The following is a 23,953-nucleotide window of genomic DNA, read 5'->3' on the forward strand; positions in this document are numbered from 1 at the left end:
GACAACACCCCCCGCACCCGCTTGGCTACGCGCATGACCGATCTTCCTGGTGATCTCCGCTTCGAGACCCTGACCGGCGGCGCGGGCGACGACGGCACCCTCGTCGCCGACTGGCAGCACGCGCACAACACGGTCGTCCCCGCCGACTCGGCGTACCTCTCCCTCGACGACGTGCGCGAACGCGCCGGACGCAACGTCCTGGAGGTCGTCTACGCCGGGGACGTCCTCGTCGGCTGCTCCACCGTGCGCACCCCGAAGGACGGGGTGGCCACGGTCATCGCGCGCGTCCTGCCCGAGCACCGGGGGCGCGGATACGGCAGGGCTCAGTACGAGCGCGGCCTCGCCAAGGCCCGCGCGCTCGGCGCCGGGCACATCGAGACGGTCGTGCTGACCTCGAACGCGGCGGGGCTGCGCTTCGCCGAACGCGCCGGATTCACCGTCGAGGTCGACCGCTACCGCCTCGACGGGGACACCGTGGACTGGGTGGAGCTCAGGCTGGCCGAATCCTCCTCGACCACAGCCTGAGCCCCATCCTCCGCGGCCACAGCCCGAGCCCCGTCCTCCTCGACCACAGCCCGAGCCCCTCGCCCGTCACCGGGCCTGAGACTCGGCCTCGTCGTACCTCGCGGTCAGCGGCGGCGCCGCTTGCGGCCCCCGTCACCGTCCTCGGTGGGGGCGTCGTCCTCGTCGTCCCGGCCGCCGAGCAGCTCGTCGGCGAGGGTCGGCAGGTCGTCCAGCGGGGTCTCCTCCGCCCAGTCCGGGCGGGGGCGGCGGCGCGGCCGGCCCTGCTCGTCGATCTGCGGCAGCTCGGCCGTACGGTCGGCGGCGCTCTCCGGCGCCGACGCGGGCCGCTCGTCGCGGAAGTACCCCTGCGGCACCCGGCCCTCCGCGGGGTCCGGGACCCGCGGCAGCACGGCCGTCTCGTCGGCCGCCCCGGCCGCCGGGCGCGGCAGCTGGGCCGTCTCCTCGGCGTCCCGGACGGGCGGGAGCACGGCGGTCTCCTCGGCATCGCGGACCGGCTCCTGCACCGGCTCCCTGAACTCTTCCCGTACGGGCTCCCGTACGGGCGGCAGGACCGCCGTCTCCTCGGCGTCGGACTGCTCCTGTGGCCGCACGATCGGGGTCTGGATCGTCCGCTCGTTGTCCGACTCGGGCGCCGCGGACGGCTTGGACGGCTTGGAAGGCTTGGACGGCTCGCCCTTACGGAGATCAGCGGCACCGGTCGAGGCAGACCCGGTCGACGCGGACCCGGTCGACGCGGACCCGGCCGGAGCCGGCGCACTCGCCCGAGGAGCCTGCGCCGCCTGAGCAGCCTGCGCGGCCTGAGCCGCCTGCGCCGCGAGCCGTCGCGCCTCCTCCGCGCGCAGCAACGCCTCCTCGGCCTTGCGCTGCTTCTCCAGGCGCCGCTCCTCGGCCTCGGCCCGCAGCCGGGCCTCCTCCTCGGCCTGCTTGCGGCGGCGCTCCTCCTCGGCGGCGCGGGCCTTCTCCTCGGCAAGGAGGCGCGCCTTCTCGGCCTCGGCCTTCTTGCGCGCTTCCTCGGCGCGCTGCCTGGCCTCCTCGGCCTGGCGCTCGGCCTCGATGCGCTGCGCCTCCTCCAGCTCGCGGCGCTTGCGCTCCTCCTCCTCGGCGCGGAGCTTGGCGAGCTGCTCCTGGCGCTCGCGCTCGATCCGCTCTTCCTCGGCCTTGCGCGCCGCCTCTTCCTCGGCCTTGCGCCGCGCTTCTTCCTCGGCGGCCTTGCGGGCTTCTTCCCGTGCCTTGATCTCGGCCTCGGAGAGCGGCAGGAGGGTGTCGAGACGGTGGCGGATCACAGTGGTGACGGCCTCCGGCTCCTGGCCCCCGTCGACCACGAGGTAGCGGCCGGGGTCACCGGCGGCGAGGGTGAGGAAACCGGAGCGCACGCGCGCGTGGAACTCCACCGGCTCCGACTCCAGGCGGTCGGGCGCCTCGGTGAACCGCTCGCGGGCGGCCTGCGGGTCCACGTCGAGCAGCACGGTCAGGTGCGGCACGAGCCCGCTGGTGGCCCACCGGTTGATGCGGGCGACCTCGGTCGGCGACAGGTCGCGGCCCGCGCCCTGGTAGGCGACGGAGGAGTCGATGTAGCGGTCGGAGATGACGACGGCGCCGCGCTCCAGGGCGGGCCGTACGACGGTGTCGACGTGCTCGGCGCGGTCGGCGGCGTAGAGGAGCGCCTCGGCGCGGTGCGAGAGCCCGGCGGAGGAGACGTCGAGCAGGATCGAGCGCAGCCGCTTGCCGACGGGCGTCGCGCCCGGCTCGCGCGTGACGACGACCTCGTGGCCCTTGCCGCGGATCCACTCGGCGAGCGCCTCGGCCTGCGTCGACTTTCCGGCGCCGTCGCCGCCCTCCAGGGCGATGAAGAAGCCGGAGGCGGCGGGGGCCGCCACCGGGTCGTTGCCGCCGAGGAGCGCGTCCCTCAGGTCGTGGCGGAGCGGGACGCCGCTGCGGTCGTCGGTCTTGGCGAGGACGAGCGCGGCGACGGGCAGCAGCAGCGCGCCGACCAGCATCAGCGTGAACGCGGCGCCGCCGTGCGCGAAGACGAACTTGCCGTTCTCCAGGCGGTGCGGGCCGATGAGCGCGGCGAGCAGCGGCGCGAGGAGAGCGCCGAGCGCGACGCTGACCCGTACGACGGCCTGGAGGTGCTCGGTGACGCGGGCGCGCCGGTACTCCTCGCTCTCCTGGTCGAGCAGGGTGTGCCCGGTGTTCGCGGCGATGCCCGCGGTCGCCCCGGCGATGGTGACGACCAGGAGGACGGTGGTCACGTCCGGGACGAGTCCTGCGGCGAGCAGCGCGATGCCGGTGAGGGCGATGGCGAGGGCGAGCAGGCGGCGCCGGGACAGCGCGGGCAGCACGGTCGGCGCGGTGCGGATGCCGACGACGGTGCCGCCGGTCAGGCCGAGCACGAGCAGGCCGAAGGTGACGGGGCCGCCGCCCAGGTCCTTGGCGTGCAGGACGGCGACGGCGACGGCGGCCGCGATGGCTCCGGCGACGGCGGCGCAGGCGAGGACGAGCAGCGGGATCGCGTTCGTGCGGCCCTTGTCGACGGTGCCGGCGGTCTTGGGGCGGCGCAGCCCTTCGAGCGGCGACCGCGCGCGCGGGGTCTGCACGCCGGGCAGTTCGAGGAAGTAGACGACGGACAGGGCGGCGGCGAAGAGGCCCGCGCCCACGTACGAGGCGAGCGCGACCTGGTGCTGCGCGAACCAGTCGACGCCCGCGCCGATCAGGTTCTGCACGAGGGTGATGAGGACGAGGACGGCGGCGGCGAGCGGGATCGCGACGAAGCCGGTGCGCAGCGACAGGCGGCGCAGGGCGTCCATGTGGTCCGGCAACGGCCGTACAGCCGCGCCCTCGATCGGCGGCGCGGGCAGCAGGGCCGGTGCCGCGCTCTCCTTGGCGACCGTCCAGAACCGCTCGGCGACACCGGCGACGAAGGCGGTCACGAGGAGCAGCGCCAGCGCGTTGTCCGGCGTCCAGTCGATCCACAGGGGGGCGACGATCAGCAGGGCCGCCCGGAGCCCGTCGGCGCCGACCATGGTCCAGCGCCGGTCGAGCGGGCCGCCCGGCGTCGTGAGCGAGGTCAGCGGTCCGAGCAGGACGGCGCCGAAGAGGAGGGTGGAGAGGATGCGCGCCCCGAACACCGCGGCGACGGCGAGGGCCACGCCCCGGTACCCGCCGCCGAACGACCCTTGCGAGATCGCCGCCTGGAGCGCGAGCACCACGAGCACAAGCAGCCCGAGCACATCACCGACCCCTCCGACCAGCTGCGCGGACCACAGTCGCTTCAACTGGGGTTCGCGCAGGAGGGCGCGGACTGCGCGCTCTCGGGAGTCCGCTACCAGGGCGTCGTCTGGGGCCGCGTGGGGGGCCGTTGGCTGCTCGGCAGGGGTCATTCGTCCAGCCTATCGGGGAGCGCCGACACTCCGGAGGCCCACCCGAACAAACGGACGCCCCCGGGCACGAGTCCCGGAGGCGTCCCCTCCATATAAGCGGCGTACGACCTGGCCGTACTGCCCGTACGTACTGCCCGTACGTACTGCCCGTACGTACTGCTTCCACGTACTGGCTGTAAGTACTGGCCCTGGCTATACGTACCGGCTACTCGACCGGCGCCGAAGCCGCCTTCTTCGCTGGCGACTTCTTGGCGGCCGTCTTCTTCGCGGCGGCGGTCGTCGTCTTGGCCGCGGCCGTCTTCTTGGCAGCGGTCTTCTTCGTGGCCGTCTTCTTGGCCGGTGCCTTCTTGGCGGCCTTCTTCGCCGTCTTCTTGGCCGGGCCCTTGGCGCGCTTCTCCGCGAGCAGCTCGTAGCCGCGCTCGGGCGTGATCTGCTCCACGGAGTCACCGGAGCGCAGTGTGGCGTTCGTCTCGCCGTCGGTGACGTACGCGCCGAAGCGGCCGTCCTTCACGACGACGGGCTTCCCGCTGACCGGGTCCTCGCCCAGCTCCTTGAGCGGCGGCTTGGCGGCCGCGCGCCCGCGCTGCTTGGGCTGTGCGTAGATCGCCAGCGCCTCTTCGAGCGTGATCGTGAAGAGCTGGTCCTCGCTCTGCAGGGAGCGCGAGTCCGTGCCCTTCTTGAGGTACGGCCCGTACCGCCCGTTCTGCGCGGTGATCTCGACGCCCTCGGCGTCGGCGCCCACCACGCGCGGGAGCGACATCAGCTTCAGGGCGTCGTCGAGCGTGACCGTGTCGAGCGACATGGTCTTGAAGAGCGAGGCGGTCCGCGGCTTCACCGCGTTCTTGCCGGTCTTCGGGGTGCCCTCGGGGAGCACCTCGGTGACGTAGGGGCCGTAACGGCCGTCCTTGGCGATGATCTGGTGGCCGCTGACCGGGTCGGTGCCCAGCTCGAAGTCGCCGCTCGGCTTGGCGAGCAGTTCCTCGGCGTACTCCACGGACAGCTCGTCGGGGGCGAGGTCCTCGGGCACGTCGGCGCGCTGGTGGTTCTCGGCGTCGCGCTCACCGCGCTCGACGTAGGGGCCGTAGCGGCCGACGCGCAGCACGATGTCGTTCCCGACCGGGAAGGACGAGACCTCGCGGGCGTCGATCGCGCCCAGGTCCGTGACGAGCTCCTTGAGGCCGCCGAGGTGGTCGCCGTCCCCGTTGCCCGCTTCCGCGGCCGATCCGGAACCGTCGCCCTCGCCGAAGTAGAAACGCTTCAGCCACGGCACGGACTGGGCCTCACCGCGCGCGATGCGGTCGAGGTCGTCCTCCATCTTGGCCGTGAAGTCGTAGTCGACGAGGCGCCCGAAGTGCTTCTCCAGGAGGTTCACGACGGCGAACGACAGGAAGGACGGGACCAGGGCGGTCCCCTTCTTGAAGACATAGCCGCGATCGAGGATCGTGCCGATGATCGACGCGTACGTCGACGGGCGGCCGATCTCGCGCTCTTCCAGCTCCTTGACGAGCGATGCCTCGGTGTAGCGGGCCGGCGGCTTGGTCGCGTGGCCGTCGACCGTCAGCTCCTCGGCGGTCAGCGGGTCGCCCTGGGAGACCTGCGGCAGGCGCCGCTCGCGGTCGTCCAGCTCCGCGTTCGGGTCGTCGGCGCCCTCGACGTAGGCCTTGAGGAAGCCGTGGAAGGTGATCGTCTTGCCGGACGCGCTGAACTCGGCGTCACGGCCGTCGCTCGAGCGGCCCGCGATCTTCACGGTGACCGAGTTGCCGACCGCGTCCTTCATCTGGGAGGCGACGGTCCGCTTCCAGATCAGCTCGTACAGCTTGAACTGGTCGCCGGTCAGACCGGTCTCGGCGGGCGTGCGGAAACGGTCGCCCGAGGGGCGGATCGCCTCGTGCGCCTCCTGCGCGTTCTTCACCTTGCCGGCGTACGTGCGCGGCCTGTCCGGCAGGTAGTCGGCGCCGTACAACTGCGTGACCTGCGAACGAGCCGCCGCGACCGCCGTGTCCGACAGCGTCGTGGAGTCCGTACGCATATAGGTGATGAAGCCGTTCTCGTACAGCTTCTGCGCCACCTGCATGGTCGCCTTCGCACCGAAGCCGAGCTTGCGCGAGGCCTCCTGCTGCAGCGTCGTCGTACGGAACGGGGCGTACGGCGAGCGGCGGTACGGCTTGGACTCGACGGAGCGGACGGCGAACGACGTGTCCTGCAGGGCGGCGGCCAGCGCGCGGGCGTTCGCCTCGTCCAGGTGCAGGGTGTCCGACTTCAGGCGGCCCACGGAGTCGAAGTCGCGGCCCTGCGCGATGCGCTTGCCGTCGACGGCGCTGAGGCGCGCGACGAGGGACGACGGGTCGGACGGGTCACCGGCGCGGCCGGTCGCGAAGGTGCCGGTGAGATCCCAGTACTCGGCGGAGCGGAAGGCGATGCGCTCGCGCTCCCGTTCGACGACGAGCCGGGTCGCGACGGACTGCACGCGGCCCGCCGACAGGCGCGGCATGACCTTCTTCCACAGGACCGGCGAGACCTCGTAGCCGTACAGACGGTCGAGGATGCGGCGGGTCTCCTGGGCGTCGACCATGCGCTTGTTCAGCTCGCGCGGGTTGGCGACGGCGCTGCGGATCGCGTCCTTGGTGATCTCGTGGAAGACCATCCGGTGGACGGGGACCTTGGGCTTCAGGACCTCCAGGAGGTGCCACGCGATGGCCTCGCCCTCGCGGTCCTCATCGGTGGCGAGGAAGAGCTCGTCGGAGTCCTTCAGCAGGTCCTTGAGCTTCTTGACCTGCGCCTTCTTGTCGCTGTTGACGACATAGACGGGCTGGAAGTCGTGCTCGACGTCCACGCCGAGACGGCGCACCTCACCGGTGTACTTCTCGGGGACCTCGGCCGCGCCGTTGGGGAGGTCGCGGATGTGCCCGACGCTCGCTTCGACGACGTACCCAGGACCGAGATAGCCCTTGATCGTCTTCGCCTTGGCGGGCGACTCGACGATGACGAGTCGGCGGCCGCCCTGTGCGGTCTCGCTGGTCGGGGACAACTTCGCTCTTCTCTCCGGTTGGTGGTTGTGGCTGCTTTTATGACACTGCTGCGGAGTGTGACGGTACCTCCCGCCGGTGTGTCAAACGGGAAAAGCGCGCAGCAGCCACTCGGAACGGTAACCCGACTCCTCGTGATCCTGCCCCCGGACCGGGGAGCGGAAGCCCCGCCTCCGGGTAGCCGCGGTCCTGGCTCCGCGTAATCACAAGATCACTGCGCGCGGCCCCCGAGCGCCACGTTCCTGTCACGACCGTCCCCGTCCCGCTGCTATTCCCGCTCCCTCGCTCCCCTCCCTTATCTGCTCCTGACAAGATGGCGGATGGCTGGGGGGAGCCCATGGACGCTGTGGAGCCATGGATGACCACGGGAGGCCCCCGGTCCGTCCCCACCGGCATCCCTACCCAGGAGCAGTCCCGATGTCCGACAGCAACCCCTACGGCCAGCAGCCCCCGCAGGACCAACCCGGCGGCGCGAACCCGTACGGCTACCCGCAGCAGCCCCCGCAGGGCCCCCCGCCGGGCGGCCAGCCCTCCTACGGCTACCCCTACCCGGGCTCGGCCCCGGCCGGCGGCGGCTACCCGCCCCAGCCGCAGCCCGGCATGCCCGCGCCCTACGACCCGATGGCGCCGTACGGCTACGACCCTTACGGCCGCCCGTACTCGGACAAGTCGAAGCTGACGGCCGGCCTGCTCAACATCTTCCTCGGCACCTTCGGCGTCGGCCGCTTCTACACCGGGCACACGGGCCTGGCCGTCGGCCAGCTCCTCGTCGGCGTCCTGACCTGCGGCATCGGCGGCCTGTGGGGCTTCATCGACGGCATCGTCATGCTCGCCGGCAGCAACACGACCGACGCGCAGGGCCGCATCCTGCGGTCATAGTGGCGCCCCGTCAGGACACCGCACCCCGCGCCCCGGCCGCGGCACCCCTCGCGGTGCTCGCCGCCGGGGCCGCCGGGGCCGCGTACCTCTACGGCACGAATCCACACGAACCGGGCCACTGGCTGCCTGGCTGCCCGTTCCGGGCGCTCACCGGGCTGCTCTGCCCCGGCTGCGGCGGTACGCGCATGGCCTACGACGTGCTGCACGGCCACCTCGCGACGGCCTGGCACGACAACGCCCTGCTGCTCACCGCGACCCCGTTCGTCCTGTACGTCCTGGGCCGCTGGCTCTACGAGGGGCTGCGCGGACGCCGCTGGCGGCCCTCGGCGAGCCCGCGCACGCAACTGGCCCTGCTCGGCGTGGCGGCCGTCTGGACCGTGCTGCGCAACGTGCTCTGACGAGCTGGGCCCGCAACGGCTCCTGACAGGCCGTCAGCGACTCCCCTAGCGCGCCATCTCCACCCGCGCAAGGTCACGAACGCGCCACGATCGGTGCCCCGACCCCGTGGCACCCGCATGTCCACCTTTACGCTTCGGACTTCCGAGGCCACGCCGTGTCCCCACCGGTGCGTCGCTCTCGGAACCTTCCGCTCACAGGCCCGGCCTCGCCGTGCCGCTTTTCGCGTCCCTAGGAGCAACTCCCATGTCCCAGCCCTTCCCCGGCGCCACGCCCGAGGCCCCGTTCGGTGTCGACCCGCAGGGCCGCCCGTACTCCGACAAGCAGAAGATGGTCGCCGGCCTCCTCGGCATCTTCCTCGGCTCGTTCGGCATCGGGCGCTTCTACGTGGGCGACACCAAGATCGGTGTCTGGCAGCTCGTCGTCTCCGTCCTCACCTGCGGCGCGGGCGGCCTGTGGGGCTTCATCGACGGCATCCTCTTCCTCACGAGCAACGACCGCACGGACGCGCAGGGCCGCGTGCTGCGCTGACGCGCGGAGCCGTACGCGTACGTGTACGACGACGCCCGCCCCGGGTTTTTCCGGAGGCGGGCGTCGTCGTTCTACGTATAACGGGGTTTGGTGGTGGGGGGCTTGGGACGGGTCATACGTATAACGGCGGCCGCCGCCCTCACACCTGGCCGAAACACCACGCCGACAGCGCCAGGCACAGCAGGCCGGCCGCGCCGGTGACCGCCGCCGCCGTCACCGGGCGGGCGCCGTACACCACGGGCCGGCGGTGTGCCGTACGCGCGCCCGTCCACAGCACCAGGCCCGCGCCGAACAGCGCGAACACCGTCCCCGCGAACACCGCAGGTGCACTCTCCATCGCCTTGCCTCCCGGACTCCCCGAACGCCGGGGCGGCCCCCGCCGCCCGGTCCGTGACGCTGGCACGGGCGGGGGAACCCGGGGTGAACTCCCGGGCAGCACAAGGCGAAGAGGAGCTATCCGGCCTGTCCGGGGCCGGGGCCGCCGGGGACACCGGCCGGCTCCAGGAAGCCCTGCTCGACCAGGGTGCGGATCTGCGCGGGAGTACGGTCGCGCAGCAACACCTGCTCCTCGCCGACCAGTTGGGCGATGGCGTCGAGGATCCGCCCGGCGCTGAGCGTCCCGTCGCAGACGCCCGCGAACCCGGCGCCGACCGTGTCGACCTTCGTGGCCCTGCGCATCCCGCGCCCCTGCCGGAGCACGACATGCTCCGGGTCCTCGGCGCCCGGCAGCCCGACCTGTTCCTGGACGACTTCCCCGGCGAGCATGAAGGAGGATTCGAGCAGCGCCGCGTCGTCGTGGGTGCGCAGCCAGTCGAGCCGCTCGAAGTGGGCGCGCACGGTGTCGCCGAGCGGCTGCTCGACGGGGTGCGGCCACTCCTCGACGACGATCGACGGCTCGGCGGCGGCCGTCTTGCGCAGGGTGATCCAGCCGAACCCGACGGCCGTCACCTTGCGGGCCTCGAACTCGTCGAGCCAGGCGTCGTAGCGGGCGGCGTACGCGGCCGGGTCGGCGCGGTGGTCGCCGGCGTCGCGCAGCCACAGCTCGGCGTACTGCGTGATGTCCTGCACCTCGCGCTGCACGATCCAGGCGTCGCAGCCGCGCGGCACCCAGGAGCGCAGCCGCTCGGTCCACTCCTCGCCCTCGACGTGCTGCCAGTTGGCGAGGAACTGGGCGTATCCCCCGTCGTTGAGGTGCTCCCCCGCCCCTTGGACGAGCGAGCGGCACAGATCGTCCCCGCCCATGCCGCCGTCGCGGTAGGTGAGGCGTGCGCCGGGCGAGATGACGAAGGGCGGGTTCGACACGATCAGGTCGTAGGCGGCGTCGCCCACGGGCTCGTACAGCGACCCTTCGCGCAGGTCGGCGGCGGGCACCCCGGACAGTGCGAGGGTGAGCGCGGTGATGTGGAGGGCGCGCGGGTTGAGGTCGGTCGCGGTGACGCGGGTGGCGTGCCGGGCCGCGTGCAGCGCCTGGATCCCGGAGCCGGTGCCGAGGTCGAGGGCGGACGCGACGGGCGTACGGACGGTGATCCCGGCGAGCGTGGTGGACGCCCCTCCGACACCGAGGACGACGCCCTCGTCAGTGCTGCCGATACCGCCCGCGCCGCCGACGGCGCAGCCGAGGTCGGAGACGATGAACCAGTCCTCGCCGTCGGGCCCGCCGTAGGGCCGTACGTCGACGGTCGCGACGACGGTGCCGTGGTCCTGGCCGCCCTCGCGCAGCCAGCCGCTCTCCAGGCACGCCTCCAGGGGCAGCACGGCGGCGACGCGTTCGCGCGCAGCGGGCTGCTGCAGCAGGAAGAGCCGGACGAGCGTCTCCAGGGGCGTCTCCCCCCGGGTGGCGCGCAGGGCGGGCACGGTCTCGCTGCGGGCGAGCGCCGCGTAGGCGGGCGCCCCGAGCAGCTCGAGCAGCCCGTCGGCGGTGAACTCGGCGGCGATCAGGGCGGCGCGCAGCGAGGCGGCGACGTCGTCACGGTCGGCGGCGGGCAGGGTGGGGGTGGCGGGAGAACTCACGCGTCCATTGTGACGCTTCGAGGTCCACGGCACCGCCCCCACCCGGGGCCAGTCGTGAGCGGTCGTGACCAGTCGGGCCCCGGGCCGACCGGGGTCGGCCCGGGGCCAGTCGCGACTAGGAAGAGGCAGAAGGCGTCACGGACGCGCTCTTGCAGCTCTCCTGCTCGGACATCGCCTTGCCGACGTCGCCCTCCTCGAGCTTCTTCAGGGCGTCGCTCCCGGACTGGCTCAGCTTGCTCAGCTCACCGGCGACGCTCTTGAGCCCCTCGGCGAACTTGCCCTGGTCGCCGGTGTCCAACTTGTCGACCTGCTTCTTCAGGTCGGCGTACGAGGTGGAGATCTTGTCCAGCTCCTGGACGGCGTTCTGCTGCTTCTTCTCGCCGCCGTCGACGTTCGGAGCGCCCGCCTTGTCGACGGCGTCGCCGATCGCCTTGTACGCGTCGGACATGTCCTGGAACGCCTTGGAGTCCGTCTTCTGGACGTCGGCGGGCGAGCTGTTGTCCGAGGTCTGCTGCTGGATCGCGGCGTTGGCCGACTCGATCTTCTTGGCCTGCGGCTGGACCGCGTCGCAGACCTGCTTGGCCCAGGAGTTCAGCTTGTCGTTGCTGTCGTCGCCGCAACCCGACAAGGCCAGTACCAGTACCGCACCGCCGGACAGTGCGGCTGCGAGCTTCTTGTTCACCGGATCGGTCCCTTCCATGGCTCTCGGCCCCGGAACTTACACGCCGAGCACACGCCTCTCGCTCTTCAGACGCACTATATGACCGCTTTATTTACCTTTAGCAGCCATTTGCACCAAGGGAGATAAGGCTCACGGAGAAATCGCCGAAGGAACTGGACGAGTCACTGGACACGGCATCGGACACGACACCGGTCACGGCTGTGGGCGGACAGGGTGTCAAGAACCCGTGCCCGCCCACTCGTTGCACATGCCCCACGATTCGTGGCGCCCGCGCTCGACCGGAACGCGTGTTACGTACGGGACGGTGCCACGGCCGGATCGGCCGGCTTCGGCACGCGCCCCGGTCCCTGCTCGCCGTTCCCGTCCTCGTCGTCGCCGACCGCGATGCCGCGCCGCTTGGAGGCGTAGACCGCGCCGACGATGACGCCGAGCGCCACGACGGCGATCACGACCCGCACCGGCACGCTCGCGTCGTCCCCGTAGCTGAACTTGACGACCGCGGGCGCGATGAGCAGCGCGACGAGGTTCATCACCTTGAGCAGCGGGTTGATGGCGGGCCCCGCCGTGTCCTTGAACGGGTCGCCGACCGTGTCGCCGATCACCGTCGCCGCGTGCGCCTCGCTGCCCTTGCCGCCGTGGTGCCCGTCCTCGACGAGCTTCTTCGCGTTGTCCCAGGCGCCGCCCGAGTTGGCGAGGAAGACCGCCATCAGCGTGCCGGTGCCGATGGCCCCGGCGAGATAGGCGCCGAGCGCGCCGACGCCCAGCGTGAAGCCGATCGCGATGGGCGCCATGACGGCGAGCAGCCCGGGCGTGGCCAGCTCCCTGAGCGCGTCCTTGGTGCAGATGTCGACGACGCGCCCGTACTCCGGCTGCTCCGTGTAGTCCATGATCCCGGGGCGCTCGCGGAACTGCCTGCGCACCTCGTAGACCACCGAACCGGCCGACCGGGAGACGGCGTTGATGGCGAGTCCGGAGAAGAGGAACACGACGGCGGCCCCGGCGATGAGGCCGACCAGGTTGTTGGGTTGCGAGATGTCCATGACGAGGTTCATCGGCCCGCCGTCGCCGACCTTCTCCCCCACGTCCCGCGCGGCGGTGAGGATCGCGTCGCGGTAGGAGCCGAAGAGCGCCGAGGCCGCGAGCACGGCGGTGGCGATGGCGATGCCCTTGGTGATGGCCTTCGTCGTGTTGCCGACGGCGTCCAGGTCGGTGAGCACCTGCGCGCCCGAGCCCTGTACGTCGCCGGACATCTCGGCGATGCCCTGCGCGTTGTCGGAGACAGGCCCGAAGGTGTCCATGGCGACGATGACGCCGACGGTGGTGAGCAGCCCGGTGCCCGCGAGCGCGACCGCGAACAGGGCGAGCATGATCGACGTGCCGCCGAGCAGGAACGCCCCGTACACGCCGAGCCCGATCAGCACCGCCGTGTAGACCGCCGATTCGAGCCCGATGGAGATGCCCGCGAGGACGACGGTGGCGGGGCCGGTCAGCGACGTCTTGCCGATGTCCCTGACCGGGCGCCGGGTCGTCTCGGTGAAGTAGCCGGTGAGCTGCTGGATGAGCGCGGCGAGGACGATGCCGATGGCCACGGCGACGACGGCGAGGATCCGCGGGTCGCCGTCCTTGACGCGGATCGCGGCGTCGGTGACCCCGTCGAGCTCCGCGTACCTGCCCGGCAGGTAGACGAAGACGGCGACGGCCACGAGGGCGAGGGAGATCACCGCGGAGATGAAGAAGCCGCGGTTGATGGCGGTCATCCCGCTGCGGTCGGCCCGGCGTGGCGCGACGGCGAAGATGCCGATCATCGCCGTGACGACCCCGATCGCGGGCACGATCAGCGGGAACGCGAGTCCGGCGTCGCCGAAGGCCGCCTTGCCGAGGATCAGCGCGGCGACGAGCGTGACGGCATAGGACTCGAAGAGGTCGGCGGCCATGCCGGCGCAGTCCCCTACGTTGTCCCCCACGTTGTCGGCGATGGTCGCCGCATTGCGCGGGTCGTCCTCCGGGATGCCCTGCTCGACCTTGCCGACAAGGTCGGCGCCGACGTCGGCGGCCTTGGTGAAGATGCCGCCGCCGACACGCATGAACATCGCGATCAGCGCGGCGCCGAGCCCGAATCCCTCCAGGACCTTGGGCGCGTCGGCCGCGTAGACGAGGACGACACAGGAGGCGCCGAGCAGACCGAGCCCCACCGTGAACATGCCGACGACGCCGCCCGTGCGGAAAGCGATCTTCATGGCTTTGTGCGAGACAGCGGTGAGATCCTTTTCCGGCTCGCCTTCCGCCGGTGTCGCTTCCCGGGCCGCGGCGGCGACACGCACATTGCTGCGCACCGCGAGCCACATTCCGATATAGCCGGTGATCGCCGAGAACAAAGCGCCGATCAAGAAAAAGATCGAGCGCCCGGCACGCTGATTCCAGTCGTCCGCGGGAAGCAGCATGAGCAGGAAGAAGACCACACCGGCGAATACGCCGAGGGTACGCAGTTGCCGGCCCAGATAGGCGTTCGCGCCTTCCTGGACCGCGGCCGCGATCTTCTTCATGGAATCCGTTCCCTCACCGGCCGAGAGCACCTGGCGCACCAGGACTCCGGCGACGGCGAGCGCCGCGAGCGCGACGACGGCGATGACGATCACGATCAGACGGTTGTCGTCCGTCAGGACTGCGGCTGCGATGGTTGAGGGCTCCGCCATTCGTCCTCCTTGACGCTTGGGCTGAGCTCAAGATTGTGGACGGATTGTAGGGAGCGGAACCTGATCAAAACAGTACGCCGCAACCGCCGATGTTCTTCTTCTGCCGTGTTCTGCCTACCCGGCCAATGATCGAGAAACACATTCCGGGCCATACGCGCTGGGTATGGGGATAACACCCTTGAGGCATTATCAAAGATCACAGAGGAAATCTAAGATCTCTATCGGTGATCTATCGGTGATCGAATGTGCGGCGCACGGAAAAGAGGGCATGAAAAAAGCCCTGTTCACCGGGGTGGTGAGCAGGGCCTCGCGGGGCCGGGCCTCGCGGGGCGGCCGCTTCGGGACCGCTACGGAACCGCTAACCGCTACGGAACCACTAGGGGAGCGTCAACGGCGTGGTGGGCCACGTCATCCGAAGGAGACCTCCGGACTCGTCCGCGGTGACCTCCACGTCGTCCACGAGCCCGCTGATGACGGCGAGGCCCATCTCGTCCTCGCCCTCGGCCTCCAGTTCGTCGCCGCTGCCGGCGACGCCGGGCGCGGCGGGCACGGAAACCGTACGGGGCGCCTCGTCACCGACCTCGATGGAGAACTGCTTCTCCTCCTCGATCAGCGCCACCCGCACCGGCGCCGTGATGTCACTGCTCCGGTGCAGCCCCACGGCGCGGGAACACGCCTCTCCGACGGCGAGCCTGACCTCGTCGAGGACCGCCTCGTCCACACCCGCCCTGCGCGCCACAGCGGCCGCCACCAGACGGGCGGTCCTGACGTGCTCGGGCAGAGGGCTGAAGCGGAGTTCGACGGTGGCCATGCATCCCCCTCGGACGTACGGGCGTGCTCTCGGGGACCGGGCCGGCCAAGGGCCGATCCCCACCATCTACCGGCTCCGCGGGACCGGCCGCGCCGACGGGTCGGGGACCCGGCGGGCGGCGCGATCCGGCGGATCCGCCTGCTCATTCCGCTCAGTCGGTCGCCGCTACGGCTTCCTCGACCGAGGTGTGGATCGGGAACACCTTGGTCAGGCCCGTGATCCGGAAGATCTTCAGAATGCGCTCCTGGTTGCAGACCAGGCGCAGTGAGCCCTCATGGGCACGCACCCGCTTGAGACCGCCGACCAGCACGCCGAGCCCGGTGGAGTCGAGGAAGTCCACGCCCTCCATGTCGACGACAAGATGGAAACTGCCGTCGTTCACCAGCTCGACCAGCTGCTCGCGCAGCTTGGGCGCGGTATATACATCGATTTCGCCACCGACCTCGACGACCGTACGATCGCCGACGGTACGGGTCGACAGGGACAGGTCCACGGATCCTCCAGCACCTTGCTATCGAGCGGTCGCCCCTTGGGGATACCTCGGCTTGATCCCCCGGGACGGTTCGCCAGCCGCGATGGCATTCAATCACTTACCGGCAGGCGTGCACGACGCCTTGGAAGCATTGTCCGTCACGCCAGTGACACACTCGATGCCGATGGCCAAGAAACACCGACCCGATCTTCCCCAGCCGTCCGCTGCCTCGCGCCCCTCTCCCGGGGCGGTTCTGGAGCGGCTCGCCTCGGGGCCGAACAGGGCTGCGCGCATCACTCATACGGAGCACTTGCCCCGTCGCCCAGGTCGTCATGCAGTCTGGCCCGACCGGATCCGATCCGAGGTCATCGCCGCTGTCCAGGCGGCGGGGATCGAACACCCGTGGGCCCACCAGGCGCGCGCCGCGGAGCACGCCCTGGACGGCGAGTCGGTGATCGTCGCCACAGGCACGGCGTCGGGCAAATCCCTGGCCTACCTCACCCCCGTCCTGTCGACACTGCTCGACGGCTCCGAGGCGCCGAACGGGCGCGGCGCGACCGCCCTGTACCTCGCCCCGACGAAGGCGCTCGCCGCGGACCAGTGCCGCTCTGTGAAGGAACTTTCACAACCACTGGGCTCCGCGATACGCCCCGCGGTCTACGACGGCGACACCCCGTTCGAAGAGCGCGAATGGGTGCGGCAGTACGGCAACTACGTCCTGACCAACCCCGACATGCTGCACCGCGGGATATTGCCCTCCCACGCCCGCTGGTCCTCCTTCCTGAAGGCGCTCAAGTACGTCGTCATCGACGAGTGCCACACCTACCGCGGCGTCTTCGGCTCGCACGTCGCCCAGGTGCTGCGCCGCCTGCGCCGCCTCTGCGCCCGCTACGGCTCGTCCCCGGTCTTCCTCCTCGCCTCGGCCACCGCCGCCGACCCGGCCGTCGCCGCGGGGCGTCTGACGGGCCTGCCGGTCGTCGAGGTCGCCGACGACGCCTCCCCGCGCGGCGAGCTCGTCTTCGCCCTCTGGGAGCCTCCGCTCACCGAGATGCAGGGCGAGAAGGGCGCGCCGGTGCGCCGCACCGCCACCGCCGAGACCGCGGACCTCCTCACCGACCTGACCGTGCAGGGCGTCCGCTCGGTCGCCTTCGTACGGTCCCGGCGTGGCGCCGAGCTGATCTCGGTGATCGCCCAGGAACGCCTCGCCGAGGTCGACCGCTCCCTGGCCCGCCGCGTGGCCGCCTACCGGGGCGGCTACCTCTCCGAGGAGCGCCGCGCCCTGGAGGCCGCGCTCCACTCCGGTGAACTCCTCGGTCTCGCCGCCACCACCGCCCTCGAACTCGGCATCGACGTCTCCGGCCTCGACGCCGTCCTCATCTCCGGCTACCCCGGCACCCGTGCCTCCCTGTGGCAGCAGGCGGGCCGCGCCGGGCGCTCCGGCCAAGGCGCGCTCGCGGTCCTCGTCGCCCGCGACGACCCGCTGGACACCTATCTCGTCCACCACCCCGAGGCCCTCTTCGACCAGCCGGTCGAATCGACGGTCCTCGACCCCGACAACCCCTACGTCCTCGCCCCGCACCTGTGCGCCGCGGCGGCGGAACTCCCCCTGACCGAGACCGACCTGGAACTGTTCGGCCCGGCGACGACCGAACTCCTCCCGCAGCTCGAAGCGGCGAAACTGCTCCGCCGCCGGGTCAAGGCCTGGCACTGGACGCGCCGCGAGTCCGCCGCCGACCTCGCCGACATCCGCGGCGCGGGCGGCAACCCCGTCCAGATCGTCGAAGCCGCCACGGGCCGGCTCCTCGGCACGGTCGACGCCGCCTCCGCCCACACCACCGTCCACGACGGCGCGGTCCACCTCCACCAGGGCCGTACGTACGTGGTCAAGCACCTCGACCTGGACGACGACGTAGCCCTCGTCGAGCCCGGCAACCCCACCTACTCCACGACCGCCCGCGACACCACGGCCATCTCCATCCTGGAGACGGACGTCGAGGTGCCCTGGGGCGAGGGCCGCCTCTGCTACGGCTCCGTCGAGGTCACCAACCAGGTCGTCGGCTACCTCCGCCGCCGCCTCATCACCGGCGAGGTCCTCGGCGAGACCAAACTCGACCTCCCTCCCCGCACCCTGCGGACCCGCGCCGTCTGGTGGACGGTCACCGAGGACCAGCTCGACGCCGCCCGCATCAACCCCGAGATCCTCGGCGGCGCCCTGCACGCCGCCGAACACGCCTCCATCGGCCTGCTCCCCCTCTTCGCCACCTGCGACCGCTGGGACATCGGCGGCGTCTCCATCCCCCTGCACCCCGACACGCTCCTCCCCACGGTCTTCGTCTACGACGGTCACCCCGGCGGCGCGGGCTTCGCCGAACGCGCCTTCCACACGGCCGAGGAATGGCTGACCGCCACCCGCGAAGCGATCGCCTCCTGCGAATGCGAGGCCGGCTGCCCCTCCTGCATCCAGTCCCCCAAGTGCGGCAACGGCAACGATCCGCTGCACAAGCGGGGTGCGGTGCGGTTGCTCTCGGTACTCCTGAAGGGGGCGGCGCCCTCGGACGCCGGACAGGGGTCCGGGGCTGGCGCGGACGCCGGACAGGGTTCCGGGGCTGGCGGGGCGGCGCCGGGCGCGACGAGCGCCGCGAGCGCGGCGGCGGGGGGAACGGCGCCGGGCGGGACGCCGCCTGGCGGGGCGGCGCCGGGCGGTACGGCCCAGGGGGCGGCGGCACGCGGGGCGGCGCCCGGAGCGTCTGCGGGGGTGCCGGGGGCGTCTGCGGGGGCGTCTGCGCAGGTGCCGGGGGCCTCTGCGGAGGTGCCGGAAGCGTCCGCGGGGGTGCCGGGCGGGTCTAGCCCCGGAACCACCCGCTGACCCGGCCCCGCCGCGCTCACCTCCCCGCCGCAACCGGACCCGCAGGGCCCGCCCTGGATCTGACCCGCGCTGCGAACGGGTCCGTGCCCGACGTCGCCGTCACCTCTGCGATCTGGCCGGACACCACGCACCGCGCGACCCCGGCGCCCTGGGCCCGGGCGACCCTCTTCGCCAGCGCGCATGCCGTCTCGCCTCCCTCCGTCCAGTGGTCCGCCGCCGCCAGTGCCGCCAGATCCGCCGCGCCGCCCGCCCGGTGCCGGGCCTCGATCGCGTGGCTCATGGCCAGGAGGCCCCCGAAGACGATCCCGATCGCGGCCAGCGCCATGGCCACCCACACCGTGGCCGAACCGCGATCCGAACGCCTCCGCACGGGCCTGCCGCTCTGTCTCCCCCTCACGTCACTCCTCCCCCGCCGTCGGCACCGTCTCCTCCGCCGCCGCCACGGCCTGCGCGCTCAGGTCCACTCCGAGCGGCCCCGGCCCGGTGGAGCGCACCCGCACCGTCACCCGGACCAGCTCGCCCTCCCGGCTCACCTCGACCCGCGCCCCGTCCGGCGCCGCCTCCCGCGCGACGGCCATTGCGGCGTCCCGGGGCTCCTGGCGGGCGACCGCCCTGGCCCCGGTCCGCGCCGCGTCCACACACCGGATCTGCGCCGACGCCGCCAGCAGCGCCCAGACCAGCCCCATCGTGAACGCCACCAGCACCGGCAGCACCACAGCCGCCTCGGCCGTCACCATGCCCCGGTCGCGCCGGCGCCGACGCAGCACCTCGGACCGCGTCACCTTGGACCGCGTCACCTCGGACCGCATCGCCTCAGAACGACCCATGGAGCGCCTTCGCCACCAGGGACTGCAACGCCGACCGCACGACATCGCTCGTCACCACCTGGTACAGCAGCCCGGCGAACCCCACCGCCGCGATCAACCCCACCGCGTACTCGGCGCTGACCATGCCCGCATCCCGCCGCACCGACCGAACCGCCCGGTACCGGCGCAACGCTCCCGCCCGCACCCACCCGTACACCGTCCGTGCCGCACTCGCCTTGTTCCGCATCACAACCACAACCCCCGTTCGCCACATCCTTGTTGACCTCTCGCCCGTACGACCGCACGGGCCTCATCGACCACCCATCACCCCTTCCGCCAGGCCGATCACCACGGGCACCACCCCGATGACGAGGAACGCGGGGAGGAAGCACAACCCCACCGGCGCCGTGATCAGCACAGCCGCCCGTCGGGCCACCGCCGTCGCCCTGCGCCCGCGCTCGGCTCTGCACTCCGCGGCGAAGCGTGCGACCGGCCCCGCAGCCGGTGCTCCGGACTCCCCGGCGCGCTCCAACAGCCGGACCAGCGCCCCGGCACCGGGTATGGCCGTCAGCTCCCGCCATGCCGCCGCCGGTTCGCCTCCAAGCCGGACTTGCGCGGCACCCCGCGCCATCGCCTGCCCGACCGGCCCGCCCACCGACTCCCCGATGGCCCGCGCGGCTCCCACCGGCTCCGCACCAGCAGCGAGGCACGCCGCCAGCAGGTCGGCCATCAGGGGCAGTTGCCGCTCTGCCTCGTCCCGCACCCGGACCTTCATCGAGCCAGGCCCACGCAGACCGAGACCGGCACCGGCACCGGCACCGGCACCACCGGAACCGAACGAGGCTGCCCTGCCTCGCCACCACCGCCGCACCCCCACACCCGCGACCCCACCGACCACCAACCCGGCCGCGCCCCCTACGCACACCCACCCAGCACTCACCGCTCCTGCCACCAGCACCCAACCCCGGACCACCACAGGCACCCCGACCGAGCGCCCCCTCCGCCCCGCCTCGGGGACCGCGCACACGAGCCGGACCCGTCCCCGTATCGCCCTCTCACGGCGCCGCGCCGCGACCTCACTCACCAGCGACGCGACCAGCAGCGCAACGCACAGCACTACCCCCAGCCTGTGGACAACTTCCATCGCCCCGCACCTCCCGACTCCGTCCACCCCTCGTGGCTCACGCCTCCGCACCCCGCACGATCCGCACCGCCCACCACATCCCGGCCGCCTCCAGCGCCCCTCCCACGACCAGGCACCCGACCCCGGCTCCCGTATGCAGCAGCACCCGCAGCGGGTGGGCGCCCAGGGCCGAGCCGAGGAGCAGGCCGAGCGCCGGGAGCGCGGCGAGCATCACCACCGTCGACCAGGGGCCTGCCAACTGCGCTCGCAAATCCGCCCGTTGGTCCCGCTCCGCCCGCAGCGCGCCCGCCAGACGATCGAGCCCCGCCGCCAGCCCCGCGCCCCGGTCCACCGCCACCCGCCAGCACGCCGCGAGCCCGTGCAGCCCCTCCGACCCGGGCCGGTCCGCCGCCTCCCGCAGCGCGCCGGACACGTCCCCGCCGAACCGCGCCGCCGCGACCACGGCCCCGCTGCCACCGGCGTCGGACAACGCCGCGGATTCCTGTACGGCCACGACCAGCGCCTCCGCGGGCTGCTTCCCCGCCCGCACCTCGCCCGCCATCAGCCCGCACAGCCGGATCACCGCGTCCCCGCGCCGGTCCCGTTCTCGTCGGGCCTCCCTGGCCCGCCGCGCCCGCGCCACACCGGGCACGGCGCAGAGCCCCAGCACGAGCGGCACCACCGAGGCCCCGGCGAGTCCGATGACCAGCCCGACCGCGACGCACCCCCACTCAGGGCGGGCCCGGCTCCGGCTCCACCACCCCTCGACCACCCGCCGCCACGCGGGCCTCGGGCACGGTGCTTCCCCCGGTCCGACGCCCAGGACCACCCCGGCCCGCCGCGCCTCCGCGCCCCGCCACGGCCCGTCGGCCCACCACCCCATGACCGCTCCGGACAACGCCATCACCCCCAGTACGAACACCCCGGCCGACATCAGCCCCCCGCCCCGCGTCCACGCCCCGATCGCCTGCTCTGTCACGGCGCTCGCACCCCCAGCACCTCGCCCAGCCGCCTCCAGCCCTCTCCCGGCACGAAGCCCCGCTCGCCCCACTCCAGCGCCGGTACGGCCCGCACCCAGCCGTCCGCGCCCCGCTCGAGTACGCGGACCTGCGCGATCCGGCGCCGCCCGCTCCTGTCCCGTACGAGGTGCAGCACCACGGACACTGCCGCCGCCAACTGGCTGTGCAACGCCGCTCGGTCGAGGCCGGCCGCCATCCCCAGCGCCTCCAGGCGGGCCGGGACATCGCTCGCCGCGTTGGCGTGCACCGTTCCTGAGCCGCCCTCGTGGCCGGTGTTCAGCGCGGCGAGCAGCGAGACGACCTCCGGGCCGCGCACCTCGCCGACGACCAGCCGGTCGGGGCGCATCCGCAACGCCTGACGCACCAGATCCGCGAGATCGACCGCGCCCGCGCCCTCCTGGTTGGCGGGCCGTGCCTCGAGCCGCACCACGTGCGGATGGTCCGGGCGCAGCTCGGCGGAGTCCTCGGCCAGCACGATGCGCTCATGCGGCCCGACCAGGCCGAGCAGCGCGCTCAGCAACGTCGTCTTGCCGCTGCCCGTCCCGCCGCTGATCAGGTACGAGAGGCGGGCGTCCAGCAGTGCCCGCAGCACCCGGTCGCCGCCCGGCGGCACGGTTCCGGCCGCCATCAGCTCGTCCAGCGTGAAGGCACGGGGGCGTACGACCCGCAGCGACAGACAGGTGCAGCCCACCGCGACCGGTGGCAGCACCGCGTGCAGCCGGGTTCCGTCCGGCATTCGCGCGTCCACCCACGGGCGGGCATCGTCGAGGCGCCGCCCCGCCACCGCGGCGAGCCGCTGCGCCAGCCGCCGTACGGAGGCGGCGTTCTCGAACGCCACCTTTGTCGGCTCCAGGCCGCCGCCGCGGTCGACCCAGACCTGGTCCGGCGCCGACACCAGGACGTCCGTCACGGACGGATCCGCGAGCAGCGGCTCCAACGGCCCGGCGCCCACCAACTCCGACCGCAACCGCCCTGCCGCGCCCAGCACTTCCGCGTCGCCCAGGATTCGCCCCTGTGCCCGCAGCGCCTCGGCGACCCGGGCGGGTGTCGCCTCCGCCCCGTTCTCCGCGAGCCACTGGCGTACGCCGTCCAGCATCCGCGCCCCCACCACCGCGCTCATCGCCATCCCCTCGCCCCTGCCGCGTACCGCACCCATGACCGGCCCCGCATCCGCCGCACCCTCGTCACACCCCTTCCTCCGACCCCACCGGCATCCGCTCCCAGAACTCCGCGCAGAACCGTCCCAGCGGTCCGCCGGTGGGTGTGTCCACCGCCCGGCCCTGGTGCGGCAGTTCGCCCGCCAGCGGCAACCCCAGCAAGCGAGCCACCTCGTCCCCGTCCATCACACCCGGACCGGCAGCGGGGCCGGAGGCCGGTGCCGTCACGACCCGCAGGTCCCGCAGCACCATCCCGACCGCCCTCGCGACCCGGCGGGCCGCCGCGACGGCCCGCAGCTCCGGTGGCACCACGAGAAGGCACAGGTCGAGCTGGGCCAGCGCCTCCACTGATCCGGCGTCGACGCGGCGCGGCAGGTCCACCACGACGGCGCCGCCTCTGCGGCGGCCCGCCGCGAGCACCGCCCGTACCGCCTCGGGCGGCACCGAGGCCAGGTCACCGCGGTCCCAGCTGAGCAGCCGCACATCGTGCAGTCGTGGCAGTGACTCCTCGAGCGCGGTGCTGCCGACGCGGCCCCTCGACTGGCTGAAGGCCGGCCAGCGCAGGCCGTCCACCGCCTCCCCGCCGAGCAGGACGTCGAGCCCACCGCCCAGTGGGTCCGCGTCGACCAGGAGCGTGCGGCGCCCGGCGCGAGCGGCTTCCACCGCGAGCGCGCACGCCAGCGTCGAGGCACCGGCGCCGCCCCGGCCGCCGATCACTCCGACGGTCACCGCGGGCCGCCCCACGCCTTCGGCGACGTCGGCGATCCGGTCCATCAGCCACTGCTCGCCGTCGGGCAGCATCAGCACGTGGTCGGCGCCGATCTCCACGGCCCGCTGCCACACCCCCGGGTCGTCCTGATCGCGCCCTACAAGCACGACCCCGCGCCGTCGCGCCAGGCCGCGCAGCCGCCTCGCCGCGTCGTCCCCGACAAGCACCAGGGGTGCCGCGTCCCAGCTGCCCCGCGTCGCGGGTGCCCCGGGCCCGACCTCGGGCCGTACGCCCGCCGCGGCGCACAGCCGCAACAGGTCGTCCAGGAGCTCCACGTCCTCCGTCACGATCAACGGGGTGCGCCGTACGCCCCGCACCTCACATGTCATGGTTTCCGCCACGATCCGGCCCCCTTCTCCCCGCACATCCGCACTCGCACGACCCGTCCGGCCCGCCGGTGCGCACCCGCATCCGCCGTACGCATACGGGAACTGCGGGCCGAACCGGCTGCCGCGAAGTCCGGAACCGAAGCGTCGAATACCAGCCGCCCGGCACAGGTCTGCCATAACGAACCGGCCATGAACACCGATGCCGAACTTCGCCTGCGGAATCACCGTGCAGCGATCCCCGAAATCGTGGGGATCTTGGTCAATAACTGTGGACGCGAGAAGGGTTGTGAATATCCCCTTCACCCATACCAGTGACACAGTGAAGTTGAGGCAGAACTTCCACAGGGCCGCCCTCGAGACCGCCTCCGGGGGCGCTCCGACGTCGCTCCACAGTCACCCAAAGTGACCGCCTCGTCGCAGCTCACGGCCTGTGACCCGAGGCGTCATGAGGGAGTCGAGGGCAAAAAAAATGGACCCGA

General features: G+C 72.4%; 20 protein-coding genes. 5 read left to right on the forward strand and 15 right to left on the reverse strand.

Annotated features, from left to right (window positions below):
- Positions 1-33 precede the first annotated feature (33 nt).
- Positions 34-525, forward strand: coding sequence for a GNAT family N-acetyltransferase (locus C1N81_RS22820; RefSeq protein ID WP_394431946.1), 492 nt, complete (start codon positions 34-36; stop codon positions 523-525).
- Positions 526-629: 104 nt separating this feature from the next.
- Here C1N81_RS22820 and tmk read toward each other — a convergent pair whose 3' ends face one another.
- Both tmk and topA read right to left on the reverse strand, forming a co-directional pair.
- Positions 630-3,905, reverse strand: coding sequence for a dTMP kinase (gene tmk, locus C1N81_RS22825; RefSeq protein WP_394431948.1), 3,276 nt, complete (start codon positions 3,903-3,905; stop codon positions 630-632).
- Between the two features lie 205 nt (positions 3,906-4,110).
- Entirely contained in the window at positions 4,111-6,933 is a 2,823-nt protein-coding gene (gene topA, locus C1N81_RS22830; protein WP_394431950.1) for a type I DNA topoisomerase, read from the reverse strand.
- Between the two features lie 415 nt (positions 6,934-7,348).
- Here topA and C1N81_RS22835 point away from each other — a divergent pair, with 415 nt between their 5' ends.
- The 3 genes from C1N81_RS22835 to C1N81_RS22845 all read left to right on the forward strand — a co-directional run bounded on the left by C1N81_RS22835 (position 7,349) and on the right by C1N81_RS22845 (position 8,737).
- A complete protein-coding gene (locus C1N81_RS22835) occupies positions 7,349-7,810 on the forward strand; it encodes a TM2 domain-containing protein (RefSeq protein WP_394431952.1) in 462 nt (153 codons plus the stop codon).
- A complete protein-coding gene (locus C1N81_RS22840; protein ID WP_394431954.1) occupies positions 7,810-8,208 on the forward strand; it encodes a DUF2752 domain-containing protein in 399 nt (132 codons plus the stop codon). The genes C1N81_RS22835 and C1N81_RS22840 overlap by 1 nt, the downstream gene beginning before the upstream one ends.
- Positions 8,209-8,452: 244 nt before the next feature.
- Complete coding sequence (locus C1N81_RS22845) at positions 8,453-8,737, forward strand: TM2 domain-containing protein (RefSeq protein WP_324775358.1); 285 nt, start codon at positions 8,453-8,455, stop codon at positions 8,735-8,737.
- Between the two features lie 139 nt (positions 8,738-8,876).
- Here C1N81_RS22845 and C1N81_RS22850 read toward each other — a convergent pair whose 3' ends face one another.
- From C1N81_RS22850 to bldG, 6 genes are all read right to left on the reverse strand, one after another.
- On the reverse strand, positions 8,877-9,074 hold the full coding sequence (locus C1N81_RS22850; protein WP_394431956.1) for a hypothetical protein: 198 nt from the start codon (positions 9,072-9,074) through the stop codon (positions 8,877-8,879).
- A gap of 116 nt (positions 9,075-9,190) precedes the next feature.
- Positions 9,191-10,747, reverse strand: a complete 1,557-nt coding sequence (locus C1N81_RS22855; protein ID WP_394431957.1) for a DUF7059 domain-containing protein — start codon at positions 10,745-10,747, stop codon at positions 9,191-9,193.
- A 115-nt stretch (positions 10,748-10,862) separates the two neighbouring features.
- On the reverse strand, positions 10,863-11,447 hold the full coding sequence (locus C1N81_RS22860; protein WP_394431959.1) for a small secreted protein: 585 nt from the start codon (positions 11,445-11,447) through the stop codon (positions 10,863-10,865).
- A 272-nt stretch (positions 11,448-11,719) separates the two neighbouring features.
- Positions 11,720-14,122, reverse strand: a complete 2,403-nt coding sequence (locus tag C1N81_RS22865) for a sodium-translocating pyrophosphatase (RefSeq protein WP_394431961.1) — start codon at positions 14,120-14,122, stop codon at positions 11,720-11,722.
- 376 nt (positions 14,123-14,498) lie between these two features.
- Entirely contained in the window at positions 14,499-14,933 is a 435-nt protein-coding gene (locus C1N81_RS22870) for an ATP-binding protein (protein WP_394431962.1), read from the reverse strand.
- A 151-nt stretch (positions 14,934-15,084) separates the two neighbouring features.
- Positions 15,085-15,426, reverse strand: a complete 342-nt coding sequence (gene bldG, locus C1N81_RS22875; protein WP_003975386.1) for an anti-sigma factor antagonist BldG — start codon at positions 15,424-15,426, stop codon at positions 15,085-15,087.
- 82 nt (positions 15,427-15,508) lie between these two features.
- Between bldG and C1N81_RS22880 the strand changes: the two genes are divergently transcribed.
- Positions 15,509-18,271, forward strand: coding sequence for a DEAD/DEAH box helicase (locus C1N81_RS22880; RefSeq protein WP_394431964.1), 2,763 nt, complete (start codon positions 15,509-15,511; stop codon positions 18,269-18,271).
- Between the two features lie 16 nt (positions 18,272-18,287).
- Here C1N81_RS22880 and C1N81_RS22885 read toward each other — a convergent pair whose 3' ends face one another.
- The 7 genes from C1N81_RS22885 to ssd all read right to left on the reverse strand — a co-directional run bounded on the left by C1N81_RS22885 (position 18,288) and on the right by ssd (position 23,474).
- Positions 18,288-18,596 (reverse strand): Rv3654c family TadE-like protein, encoded by a 309-nt coding sequence (locus C1N81_RS22885; RefSeq protein ID WP_394431965.1) that lies wholly within the window; start codon positions 18,594-18,596, stop codon positions 18,288-18,290.
- A gap of 73 nt (positions 18,597-18,669) precedes the next feature.
- Positions 18,670-19,008, reverse strand: a complete 339-nt coding sequence (locus tag C1N81_RS22890) for a TadE family type IV pilus minor pilin (RefSeq protein WP_394438158.1) — start codon at positions 19,006-19,008, stop codon at positions 18,670-18,672.
- 76 nt (positions 19,009-19,084) lie between these two features.
- Positions 19,085-19,351 (reverse strand): DUF4244 domain-containing protein, encoded by a 267-nt coding sequence (locus C1N81_RS22895; RefSeq protein ID WP_394431967.1) that lies wholly within the window; start codon positions 19,349-19,351, stop codon positions 19,085-19,087.
- Positions 19,352-19,387: 36 nt separating this feature from the next.
- On the reverse strand, positions 19,388-19,840 hold the full coding sequence (locus tag C1N81_RS22900) for a type II secretion system F family protein (RefSeq protein ID WP_394431970.1): 453 nt from the start codon (positions 19,838-19,840) through the stop codon (positions 19,388-19,390).
- Positions 19,841-20,258: 418 nt separating this feature from the next.
- Positions 20,259-21,104 carry a type II secretion system F family protein gene (locus tag C1N81_RS22905; protein WP_394438161.1) on the reverse strand — a complete coding sequence of 282 codons (846 nt, stop codon included), beginning with the start codon at positions 21,102-21,104 and terminating at the stop codon, positions 20,259-20,261.
- 71 nt (positions 21,105-21,175) lie between these two features.
- Positions 21,176-22,339: a TadA family conjugal transfer-associated ATPase gene (locus C1N81_RS22910; RefSeq protein ID WP_394431972.1), complete on the reverse strand. Its 1,164-nt coding sequence runs from the start codon at positions 22,337-22,339 to the stop codon at positions 21,176-21,178.
- Positions 22,340-22,403: 64 nt separating this feature from the next.
- Complete coding sequence (ssd, locus tag C1N81_RS22915) at positions 22,404-23,474, reverse strand: septum site-determining protein Ssd (RefSeq protein ID WP_394438163.1); 1,071 nt, start codon at positions 23,472-23,474, stop codon at positions 22,404-22,406.
- Between the last annotated feature and the right edge of the window lie 479 nt (positions 23,475-23,953).

The organism is Streptomyces sp. SGAir0957, from assembly GCF_043523415.1.

Bases quoted from the DNA above. Each gene is read 5' to 3' on its own strand.
- C1N81_RS22820 (WP_394431946.1), top strand. From the start codon at position 34: ATGACCGATCTTCCTGGTGATCTCCGCTTCGAGACCCTGACCGGCGGC.
- tmk (WP_394431948.1), bottom strand. From the start codon at position 3,905: ATGACCCCTGCCGAGCAGCCAACGGCCCCCCACGCGGCCCCAGACGAC.
- C1N81_RS22835 (WP_394431952.1), top strand. From the start codon at position 7,349: ATGTCCGACAGCAACCCCTACGGCCAGCAGCCCCCGCAGGACCAACCC.
- C1N81_RS22845 (WP_324775358.1), top strand. From the start codon at position 8,453: ATGTCCCAGCCCTTCCCCGGCGCCACGCCCGAGGCCCCGTTCGGTGTC.
- C1N81_RS22850 (WP_394431956.1), bottom strand. From the start codon at position 9,074: ATGGAGAGTGCACCTGCGGTGTTCGCGGGGACGGTGTTCGCGCTGTTC.
- C1N81_RS22860 (WP_394431959.1), bottom strand. From the start codon at position 11,447: ATGGAAGGGACCGATCCGGTGAACAAGAAGCTCGCAGCCGCACTGTCC.
- C1N81_RS22865 (WP_394431961.1), bottom strand. From the start codon at position 14,122: ATGGCGGAGCCCTCAACCATCGCAGCCGCAGTCCTGACGGACGACAAC.
- C1N81_RS22870 (WP_394431962.1), bottom strand. From the start codon at position 14,933: ATGGCCACCGTCGAACTCCGCTTCAGCCCTCTGCCCGAGCACGTCAGG.
- C1N81_RS22880 (WP_394431964.1), top strand. From the start codon at position 15,509: ATGGCATTCAATCACTTACCGGCAGGCGTGCACGACGCCTTGGAAGCA.
- C1N81_RS22885 (WP_394431965.1), bottom strand. From the start codon at position 18,596: ATGGCGCTGGCCGCGATCGGGATCGTCTTCGGGGGCCTCCTGGCCATG.
- C1N81_RS22890 (WP_394438158.1), bottom strand. From the start codon at position 19,008: ATGGTGACGGCCGAGGCGGCTGTGGTGCTGCCGGTGCTGGTGGCGTTC.
- C1N81_RS22895 (WP_394431967.1), bottom strand. From the start codon at position 19,351: ATGTGGCGAACGGGGGTTGTGGTTGTGATGCGGAACAAGGCGAGTGCG.
- C1N81_RS22905 (WP_394438161.1), bottom strand. From the start codon at position 21,104: ATGGCGTTGTCCGGAGCGGTCATGGGGTGGTGGGCCGACGGGCCGTGG.
- C1N81_RS22910 (WP_394431972.1), bottom strand. From the start codon at position 22,339: ATGAGCGCGGTGGTGGGGGCGCGGATGCTGGACGGCGTACGCCAGTGG.
- ssd (WP_394438163.1), bottom strand. From the start codon at position 23,474: ATGACATGTGAGGTGCGGGGCGTACGGCGCACCCCGTTGATCGTGACG.